The organism is Pseudanabaena sp. SR411 (assembly GCF_002251945.1).
GTDB lineage: Bacteria > Cyanobacteriota > Cyanobacteriia > Pseudanabaenales > Pseudanabaenaceae > Pseudanabaena.
In genome coordinates, this window is the sequence record NZ_NDHW01000218.1 from 1 (window position 1) to 11,169 (window position 11,169).

An 11,169-nucleotide genomic window follows, 5' to 3' on the forward strand; every position below is an offset into this window, starting at 1 on the left:
GGTTTCGTCTTCTTTTTTTTAGGTAACAGAGGTTCTATAATCTCCCACTCTTGATCGCTTAGGCTGCTGCTATATCCCATGTTTGACTCCTTTTTCTACTCTTCCTAAGATACCAAATGGGTTCTATACTTCCCAGTCTTTACACATCTCACTTTACACTCTCAATTATCAATCAAGTAGTTAAACTTTCTAAGATAGCGATCGCTTTTCCAGAATTACGTTGTACCTTTGGCGACGCATCAATTGTTCCTGATGTTTGCGTATTTTGCTGGGAGCGCATTCCCCGTGACCCTGATGGACAAATAGCCAATAAATTTTTGACCTATCCTGATTGGACAATTGAAATTCTTTCACCTAGACAAAGTCCCAATAAGGTTTTGGCCAATATATTGCACTGCCTCGAAAATGGGACAGAGTTAGGATGGATGCTCGATCCTGAAGAACAAAATATTTTTGTCATATCTAGCGATCGYCGCATTCAGATGTTTAAAGGGGRGCAATCTGTACCTGTTCTYAGTGGAGTTGATTTAACTTTGACCGTTACCCAAATTTTTGATTGGCTCAATTTTTAATTCAATCCGCCATCAAGAGTTGAGGCACGTTGCGCCTCAACTCTTGATGGCGGCTGAACAAATGGCTGAACAGGATCGGCAACGTGCAAATCGCCTAACCGATTGCTTATGTTCTATGGGTATCGATCCAGATGATGCGTAAGGATCGGTATGAGTTTTGTGTAAATGGTGGTGGTAATGCTATACCCCTAAGGGATTTTTATTGAAAACTGCATATGGTCAAGATCTGGAGATGTAGATAAGATTGTCAGTACGTAGATCAGGAATATGGCTATGAATCTAGATTCTCGCAAAGGTTTTGTTAAGGCTTCGCGGTTTTATGCGTTGATGTTTGTGGCTTTGACTGGGGTTGTGGGTGTGGTGTCGCCGCCTGATTTGGTTTTGATGACGGTTCAGGCACAAACAGCACAAGACCGTAAAGCAGAAGCAGATCGACTGATTAATCAAGGGAATAAGCAACTTGACATCAGCCAATTTGTTGCCGCATTGCAGTCATATCAACAAGCCTTGATTATCTATCGCGAAATTAAATTTAGGCAAGGGGAACTATGGGCATTAGGGGGAACAGGACGTGCTTACTATTACCTCGATGAATATGAAAAAGCGATTGAGTTTCATCTGCAAAGCCTTGGAATCGCACGGGAAATCAAAGACCATCTCGGTGAGGGATACGCGCTGGGAAATCTGGGAAGGGCTTATCATTCCCTCGGCAAATATGACAAAGCAATCGAGTTCCATCTGCAGAGCTTGACGATCACGCGGGAAATCAAAGACCGACAAGGTGAGGGACAGTCTCTGGGGAATCTGGGAAACGCTTACCATTCCTTCGGCAAATATGACAAAGCGATCGAGTTCCATCTGCAACGCTTAGAAATCATGAGGGAAATCAAAGATCGTAAAAGTGAGGGAAATGCGCTGAGAGATCTGGGGCGTGCTTACCATTCCCTCGGCAAATATGACAAAGCGATCGAGTTCCATCTGCAACGCTTAGAAATCATGAGGGAAACCAAAGACCGTAAAAGTGAGGGAAATGTACTGGGAGATCTGGTACGTGCTTACCATTCCCTCGGCAAATATGACAAAGTAATTGAGTTCCAACTGCAAAATCTGGAAATCTTAAGGGAAATCAAAGACCGTCAGGGTGAGATGAGCATACTCGTGTCGCTAGGAGCTGCTTACCACCTCATTGGTAAATATAACAAGGCTATTGAGTTCTATCTACAAAGCTTAGAGATTGCACAGACAAGTAAAAATCCTCAGATGGAAAGTGATGTTCTTGTTCTTTTGAGTAGTGCTTACTATTCTGTCAAAAACCGCACTAAAGCCGATGAATACGAACGACGATTTTTAGTTGTCTCTAAACAAATTGATGTCTCCCTCACCGCAGCATCAATTCTTGCTAGACTTGGTGAGCAGTATAAATTGAGTTCACAGTATGAGAAAGCAATTCTTTACTTAAAAAGAGCCTTGCCAATCATAAAGAAAAGCGAAAATCGTCATGACGAAGCAGGTGTACTTGGCACTCTTGGAGATATTTATGGTTCTCTAGAGCAATACGACAAAGCAATTGATTATAAAAAACAATCCTTGGCAATCTATAAACAAATTGGGGATCGCAAACGAGAGGCAATTTTGCTCCGATTTCAAGGTGAAACATCCTTCTATCTAGGGCAGTACCAAAACGCCCTTGACCACTATCAACAGTCCTTAAGCATCTCTAAACAACTTGGGAATCTTTCTGATCAAAGAGATTCTCTAATTGGCATAGGAGCTTCGTATATTTATCTAAAACAGTTTGAAAAAGCAATTGAAATTTATCAGCAATCCTTAGCCATCTCTAAACAAATTGGCAAAGATCCTAAGATAGAATTTAGGGGGATAGGTTATGCATACTACAATTTAAAACAGTACAACAAAGCCCTTGAGTACCATCAGCAAGATGGTGCTAGTTATTATTTGGGACTAGATTACTATGCGCTTGGCGACTATACCAAAGCAATTGAATATTTTCAGAAATCCTTAAAGAATAATGCAAGCAGCCGAGACCATCAAAGATCGTTCGAGGCGGATTCTCTCCGAGGTATCGCTGATGTATTAACAAAAATGAATCAGCCAGAACTTGCCATTCTCTATTACAAAAGATCGGTCAACGTTACCGAGTCAATTCGCCAAGACATTAGGAAACTAAGACAGGAAGAACAGCGATTATATCTAGATAAAGTCGCAGATACATATCGCAACCTCGCCGACCTTTTACTCAAACAAGACCGTATCCTCGAAACCCAACAAGTCCTCGACCTCCTCAAAGTCGAAGAACTCAACGAATACCTCCGCACCCCCACCCGCAGCAGCCAAACCGAACAAGGAACAGAACTGCGAACTCAAGAAAAAACCTTCATCGCCCTTGCCTTGGAACTCGACGAACTACAAAAGCGCAAACTTACCAACAACATCACCGCCGCCGAACAAGCAAGACTGAACAAACTCGTCAAATCCGAACAAGAACAACAAAATCAATTCATCGCTTTTCTTGACAGCGATCCTGTCCAAACCCTAGTCGATGAACTGCGTCTCAAGGAAAGACAACAAAACGTCGATATTACCAACAACTTTCAAAATCTCCGTACCGATATCCTTGCTCGACATCCCAACGCCGTTCTCCTCTATCCCCTGATCCTCGAAGATCGCCTCGAACTAATTCTGATTACTGCCAAAACCACCCCAATTCGCCGCACCATCAACATCAAACGCGAAAATCTCAATCAAGAAATTACAGATTTTCTAGCAGGACTCAGAGATGCAAGCTCACAGGATGTCAAAAAACCTGCACAGCAGATCTATACATGGCTGATCAAACCCTTTGAAACCGAACTAGCCGAACTCAAAATCGATACGATCATCTATGCCCCCGATGGACAGTTGCGCTATATTCCCCTTGCGGCTCTCTACGATGGCAAACAATGGCTCATCGAAAAATATCGAGTTAATAACATCACTGCCGCCTCGCTAACTAAGTTTAATAAACCGCCGATCGCCACACCCAAGATCTTTGCAGGAGCCTTTGGCAACGTCAATAAACAAGGCTTCTCAGGACTACCCGCTACTCTAACGGAAGTCAAAAAAATCGCCGATCGCTTTCCCAATACCACCACCCTTATCGAAACTGCTTTCACCAAAGAATTAACCACCAGTAACTCCAACTCCTACACCATTCTCCATCTTGCAACTCACGGACAACTCTCCACTGGCGACCCCAAAGATTCCTTCATTATCTTCGGTGATGGCGAAAAAGCGACAATCACCGATATTCGCAAATGGGTATTAACCAATGTGGATTTGGTTGTGTTGAGCGCTTGTCAGTCGGGACTAGGAGACAAGTTAGGATCAGGTGTCGAGATTCTCGGCTTAGGCTATCAAATGCAAGCCGCAGGAGCGAGAGTTGCGATCGCCTCTCTCTGGAAAGTCGATGATGCTGGTACTCAAGCCCTCATGGATGCTTTTTATGCAGAACTAAAAAAAGGTGATGTCTCAATTGTGGAAGCATTACGCAGAGCGCAGATAGCAATGATAAATAGCGACAAGAAGGGATCAGACAGCGATCGCGCTGGCGTTAGAATCGTGGGAACAGTGCCAAGTTCCTCGACATTATCCCATCCCTACTATTGGTCAGCATTCTTTGCGATCGGCAATGGGTTATGAGGTTTGCGCTGAGCATTAGCAATCGCAGATTGTGGTGAAAATATTAAATGGTGTAAAAACTGCATATGGTCGGTATCCTGATAGGTAAATAAGATTGTAAGCACGCAGATCGGAAATATGGCTATGAATCTACGCTCTCGCCACAGACTATCGCTGACAGCTATTTCTATGATTGTTTGTCCTTTGTTGGTGTCTTTGGTTGCACTGTCACAGGATGCTTTAGATGCAATGGCGGTGGAGCCAATCTCAGATTCGGGGCTTGTAGCGCAGACAAAGCCAGAAAGTAAAGCAGAGTCAGAACGATTGCTAGAACTGGGCAATCAGCAAATTGATAAGAATCAATTTCGGGAGGCTGTTAAGACGTTAGAGAGGGCAGTGGAGCTTTTTCGTCAGAGTAAAGACCTTGCTGGAACAAGTAATGCTTTGCGGCGTTTAGGGGTTGCTTATGCAGAGCTTGAGGAATATCAGAAGGCGATCGCCCTGTATAACCAATCCCTAGAAATTGCTCAGCAAATTGGCAATAAGGATTTGCAAGCAAAGGCAACTAATAATATTGGCTTGGTGTATGAATTTCTCAAGGATTACGAAAAAGCGATCGCTTATTATGGACAAGCTTTAAGATTATTTCGAGAACTTGGTGATAGAAGAAGCGAACTGGGATCGCTTAATAATTTTGCTGATGTCTATGATGCTCTAAAGCAGTATCAAAAAGTGATTGAGTATTACCAGCAATGTTTAGTTATTGCGAAGCAACTTAGCGATCGCAATAATGAAGCTCGGACTCTTAATAAAATTGGTATTACCTATGAAGCACTAAGAGATTATCAAAAGGCACTTGAGTACTATCAGCAATCTTTAACTGTTTATCAGCAAATCGGAGATAGTGAGGGTGCGGGAATATTGTTGAATAATCTTGGTAGTGCGGCGATTTCCCTCGGACAATATCCAAAAGCAATTGAATATTATCAGCAAGGTTTTGTGATCAAGAAGAAATTAGGCGATCGCAAGGGGGAAGCTACGGCGATTGGCAATCTTGCTTATACCTATCAGCTACTTGAACAATATCAAAAATCGATTGAGTATTCTTTACAATCTCTGGCTATTCTTAATCAAATCGAAAACGCTAAAGAGAAAGTGTCTGTACTTAACTATCTGGGTAATGCATATCAGTCACTCAAGCAATATCCAAAGGCAATTGAGTATCATCAGCAAGCTTTAGATTTTGCGAGACAGATTGGCGATCGCCTAGGCGAAGGAGATATGTTGCTCAATTATGGTAATAATTATAACTTTCAAGAGCAACACCAAAAAGCAATTGAATATTATCAGCAAGCCTTAGCGATTTATCAACAACTTGGCAATCGAGAGAAGCAAGGATTAGCTCTAGGCAATCTTGGTAAAGCATATGATTCATTAAAGCAATACCCAAAAGCAATTGAATATCATCAACAAGATTTAGCGATTAGAAAAGAGCTCGGCGATCGCAAGGGTGAAGCAGAATCACTCAATGGTATTGCCAATGCCTATAACTCTCTCGATCAACAACAGAAAGCGATTAAGCTTCATGAGAAGTCTTTAGCAATCCGTAAGCAAATCGGCGATCGCGTAGGTGAGGGACAGTCTCTTAATAATCTGGGAATTGCTTACAATGGCTTAAGGCAATATCAAAAAGCCCTTGAATATCATCAGCAAGCTTTAATTATCAAAAAACAAATCGGCGATCGCAAGGGTGAAGGGGGTTCATTCAATCATTTTGGTAACATTTATAATTCGCTAAGACAGTACCAAAAGGCGATTGAGTTTTTTGAACAATCTTTAGCCATTCAAAAGCAGATTGGCGATCAAGAGGGAGCAGCAAAGTCGCTCAATAATCTGGGTAATGCTTACAGTTCCTTGAAACAATACCAAAAAGCGATTGAGTATCATCAGCAAGCTTTGGCTATTCGCAAGCAGCTTGGAGATCGTGAAGGGGAAGCAAATTCGCTCAATAATCTAGGAGTTATTTATGATTCTCTCGAACAGTACGAGAAGGCAATTAATTATTATCAGCAAGCTTTAGCGCTCAGCAAGCAAATCGATAATCGTAAAGTTGAAGGAAATGCGCTGAACAATCTTGGTAATGCATATGATGAATTGAGGCAATATCCAAAAGCAATTGAGTATTATCAGCAATCTTTAGTTATCAAAAAGCAAATTGGCGATCGAGAGGGAGAGGCTGATTCCCTCAATAATTCGGGTAAAGTATATCAAAAATTGGAACAATATCCTAAAGCAATTGAGTATCATCAACAAGCTTTGTTAATCCGTAAGGATCTCGGCGATCCCTATGACGAAGGAAATTCTCTGATCGATCTTGGGAATGCCTATTTTTCTCTTTCACAGTACAACAGAGCCATAGAGTATTACCAACAAGCTTTAGTCATCGCCAAGCAAATTGATAGTCGTGATTATGAGAATTTGGCGATCAATGGGCTTGGGAATGCTTATCAAGCTCTTACTCAATATCCCAAAGCGATTGAATATCATCAGCAATCCTTAGCGATTGCCCAAGAGCATGGAGATCGCAAGCACCAAAGTCTTTCGCTCAACAATTTAGGCAATGCTTATCTTTCCCTTGGGCAGTATCCACAAGCGATCGAGTATTACCAACAATCTTTAGTGATTAGCAAGCAAAGTCGCGATCGTGAGATTGAATCAGCTTCGCTAAGTAACCTTGGCAATGTATATATCAAAATTGGACAGTATCAAAAAGCCATTGACTATTTTCAGCAATCTTTAGCTATTTGTAAGGAAATTGGCGATTTAAATAGTGAAAGAAAGCCCCTCATTGGTCTGGGTGGTGCTTATAAGTCTCTTTCTCAGCCACAAAAGGCATATGAATATTTCCAACAAGCTTTAGTCATTGCTCAACAGGTTGGAGATCGACAGAATGAAGGCATTTTGCTGAATAATCTAGGTTTTGTGGCTATGTCACTTTCTGAATATCCAAAATCACTTGACTATTTTCAAAAATCTTTGGTGATTTCTAGACAAATTGGTGATCGCAATATTGAAGCAACTTCGCTCAATAATCTAGGTGAAGTTTATCGAATTCAAGCCCAGTATCCAAAAGCGCTTGAGTATTTTCAGCAAGCTCTAGACATTAGACAACAAATTGGCGATCGTCAAGGTGAAGGAACTTCGCTAACTACTTTTGGCAATGTTTATGCTTCCATTGCCCAGTATTCAAAAGCACTTGACTATTATCAGAAATCCTTAGCGATCTCTAAGCAAATTGGCGATCGCAAACATGAAGCAGCCGCTCTTAACAACAGTGGACTTGTTTATTCTAATATCGGACAAAATCGGAAAGCGCTGGAATATTTCGAGCAATCTTTAGCGATCGCCAAACAAATCGGCGATCGCGAAGGTGAGGGAACATCGCTCATTAATATTGGTGGTGTATATAAAGACTTCGGACAATACTCAAAAGCGATGGAATACTACGAGCAATCTTTAGCGATCACAAAACAAATTGGCAATCGCGATGGAGAAGTAGGAGCAATAATTTCTCTGGGTGGTGCATACGAAGCAATTAGTCAGTACCAAAAAGCCATTGACTATTTTCAGCAATCTTTTGCGATTGCTAAACAAATCGGCGATCGTAAAAGAGAGGCAGGTGCGCTCGGCAATCTTGGTGTTTCCTATAGAGCGCTTGGAGACTATCCAAAGTCACTTGAATATTATCAGCAAAGTTTAGCGATATATCAGCAAATCGGCGATCGTAATGGCGAAGAAAGGATATTTCTTAGTATTGGTGCGTTCTACAATTTCCTTGCCCAGTATCAAAAATCTCTTGAATATCATCAGCAAGGCTTAGCAATATCTCAGCAAATTGGCGATCGTGATGGGGAAGGCTATGCCCTAGCTAATTTTGGTAGTGTTTATAAAAATCTGGGACAATATCCAAAAGCAATTGAATATTACCAACAATCATTAACTATTTTCCAGCAAATCGGCAATCGCAGTGGAGAAGGATATTCTCTGAACAGTCTTGGCGAACTCTACAACAAAATCGCTCAATACCCAAAAGCAATTGAGTTCTTTGAGAAGTCCCTAGCCATCCGCAAACAAATTGGCGCTCGTAGTGGTGAAGCAGATTCGCTCAAGAGTTTAAGTGAAGCATATAACAAGATCGGACAATATCAAAAAGCATTGGAATATGTGAAACAATCACTTATGATCTTCCAACAAATTGGCTATCGCAATGGAGAAGGTGAGGCTCTGAACAATTTAGGAGAATCCTATAGCTACCTCAAAGACTATCCCAAAGCAGTTGATTACTATCAAAAATCCCTAGAAGTCGCTAAAAAAATCGGCGATCGCGATCTTGAAGGAGAAACACTAAATAATCTTGGTAAATTGCTCGCCAAGCTGAAACAACCCGAACTCGCTATTCTCTTTTACAAACAATCCGTCAATGTGCGTGAAGCAATTCGCAAAGACATCAGAGGACTCAAAAAAGAAGACCAAAAATCCTATCTATCCACAGTCGAAGATACCTATCGCAATCTTGCCGACTTACTTCTCCAACAAGACCGCATCCTCGAAGCCCAACAAGTTCTCGACCTCCTCAAAGTCCAAGAACTAAGCGAATATCTCCGCACCGTGCGTGGTGACAGCGAAACCGCTAAAGGTGTAAACCTTCAAAACCCAGAAAAGACGATCATTGCACTCAGCCTTGAACTTGCTGACTTAAACAGAATTGGATATGAAAGCCTCACCCAAATCCAAAAAGATCGACTCGCTTATCTAACCGATCAAGAAAGCGATCGCACCCAACAATTCAACAAATTTTTGCAAAGCCCTGAAGTCCAAAAACAGATTAAACAACTAAGTCTAGAAAAAGCCCAAAGCGTTGACATTGAGAAATTCAACCGACTGCGAAAAAGCCTCAATCAAGCTAAAAATGCCGCTTTCTTCTATCCACTCATCCTAGACGATCGCCTCGAATTAATCTTGATTACCGCCACCACACCGCCAATCCGTAAAACCATCAACCTCAAACGCGAAACTCTAAACAGGGATATTTCTGACTTTATTACTAGCTTACGGAATCCCTCATCTACAACTGTCAAAGATGATGGACAAAAATTCTACAACTACTTGATTAAACCCTTTGAGGCAGAGCTAAAAGACGCGAATATTCAAACCATAATTTATGCCCCCGATGGACAACTGCGGTATATTCCCCTTGCTGCTCTGTATGACGGAAAGCAATGGCTAGTAGAAAAATATCGCATCAATAACATCACCTCAAGCTCGCTCACCGACTTCACTCCCAGAACCTACAATCAGCCTCGTGTCCTTGCGGCGGCAGCTACCCAAAGTCAAAACATCAAACTAGACGATAGCTCAATATCCTTTGGAGCATTACCTGCTACTAAAATCGAAGTGGAAGCGATCGCAGCGCTTATTCCCAAAACCACAATTCTCATTGATGGGAAGTTTAACAAAAATGAAACCTTACCAAGAATGCAGAGCAATACGATTGTGCATTTAGCAACACATGGATATTTTGCCGTGGGAGAAGCAGACAAATCATTTATTATTTATGGCGATGGCAAGATTGCCTCAATGACAGATATCGCCAATTGGACATTAACCAATGTCGATCTGGTGGTGCTTAGTGCTTGCGAAACAGCAATTGGCGGGAAAGTCGGTAATGGTATTGAGATTTTAGGATTGGGCTATCAGATTCAGAATGCAGGAGCAGGAGCAGCGATCGCATCTCTCTGGAAAGTCAGCGACAATGGCACAAGCGAACTGATGCAAGCGCTATACAAAAACCTCAGTCAGAAAAACATGTCTTCATCCGAGGCTCTGCGTCAAGCACAAATTATGATGATCCTTAGCGATAAAAAGGGCAATAGTAGCGATCGGGCTGGTGTCAGAATCGTGGGGACAGTCCCAACTAATGAAGAAACACAGCTCTCGCATCCCTTCTACTGGTCAGCATTCATCTTGATTGGAAATGGATTGTGAGGAAGGGAGAGATTTACGAGTTTTAGAGCGTGTTTGAGAAGTTAATACGTGCAAGATTTTTAACTAAATTTAATATTGTAGCCCCCTAAATCTCCCAATTCTGAGGGACTTTAAGAGGCTTTTATTTTCTTGTTCCCCCAGAATTGGTGGCTAAGGGGCGAACAACGGTAATTTTTCCTTTTAACTTTTTCCTTGATAAAACTGCATATGCTCGGTGGGGTGAAATGTATGTAAGATTGTAAGCACGCAGATCAGTAATATGGCTATGAATCTAGATTCTCGCAAAGGTTTTGTTAAGGTTTCTCGTTTTTCTGTGTTGGTGTTTGTGGCTTTGGCTGGGATTTTGGGCATGGTGCCGCCGACTTATTTGGGTTTGATGATGGCTGAGGAACAAACAACGCAAGACCGCAATAAAGCAATTGATTATTTTCAGCAATCACTAGCAGTTTTCAAGCAAATTAGAAATACCCAATTTGAGCCTGCAATCCTGTCTTTTATTGGGTTGAATTACCTTCTATTTGGAGATATTCCCAATGAGCAAGAATATTTACTGAAATCTGTAGAGATAGCTAAGAAGATCGGAGATAAAGAAACAGAAGTACGAGCATCTGATTTTCTCAAAAAAAGTCAACTATCGTCATCATCAACAGTTCAAAACCGTAAAAGCCAAGCAGATTATCTGTTACGGCAAGGCGCTCAGCAATTTCAAACCAGCCGTTATCGCAAAGCGCTTCAAACAATTACATCGGCTATAGAAATCTATCGCGATATCAAGGATCGCTATGGTGAAGCAGCATCACTGCTTGGTTTAGGGGCTATATAGAACCCATTTGGTATCTTAGGAAGAGTAGAAAAAGGAGTCAAACATGGGATA

At 41.7% G+C, this 11,169-nt stretch carries 5 protein-coding genes; all 5 read left to right on the forward strand.

What is annotated here, in order from left to right:
- Positions 1–116 precede the first annotated feature (116 nt).
- On the forward strand, positions 117–572 hold the full coding sequence (locus B9G53_RS23290) for a Uma2 family endonuclease (protein ID WP_094535832.1): 456 nt from the start codon (positions 117–119) through the stop codon (positions 570–572).
- Positions 553–714 (forward strand): hypothetical protein, encoded by a 162-nt coding sequence (locus tag B9G53_RS27660; protein WP_176453329.1) that lies wholly within the window; start codon positions 553–555, stop codon positions 712–714. Before B9G53_RS23290 ends, B9G53_RS27660 begins: the two co-directional genes overlap by 20 nt.
- Positions 715–845: 131 nt before the next feature.
- Positions 846–4,271 (forward strand): tetratricopeptide repeat protein, encoded by a 3,426-nt coding sequence (locus tag B9G53_RS23295; protein ID WP_176453330.1) that lies wholly within the window; start codon positions 846–848, stop codon positions 4,269–4,271.
- A gap of 123 nt (positions 4,272–4,394) precedes the next feature.
- Complete coding sequence (locus B9G53_RS23300; protein ID WP_176453331.1) at positions 4,395–10,295, forward strand: tetratricopeptide repeat protein; 5,901 nt, start codon at positions 4,395–4,397, stop codon at positions 10,293–10,295.
- A 259-nt stretch (positions 10,296–10,554) separates the two neighbouring features.
- Positions 10,555–11,118: a hypothetical protein gene (locus tag B9G53_RS23305; RefSeq protein ID WP_094535835.1), complete on the forward strand. Its 564-nt coding sequence runs from the start codon at positions 10,555–10,557 to the stop codon at positions 11,116–11,118.
- Positions 11,119–11,169 lie beyond the last annotated feature (51 nt).

What these genes read in the sequence shown, in the direction of transcription:
- B9G53_RS23295 (WP_176453330.1), top strand. Translation starts at nt 846, where the DNA reads ATGAATCTAGATTCTCGCAAAGGTTTTGTTAAGGCTTCGCGGTTTTAT.
- B9G53_RS23300 (WP_176453331.1), top strand. Translation starts at nt 4,395, where the DNA reads ATGAATCTACGCTCTCGCCACAGACTATCGCTGACAGCTATTTCTATG.
- B9G53_RS23305 (WP_094535835.1), top strand. Translation starts at nt 10,555, where the DNA reads ATGGCTATGAATCTAGATTCTCGCAAAGGTTTTGTTAAGGTTTCTCGT.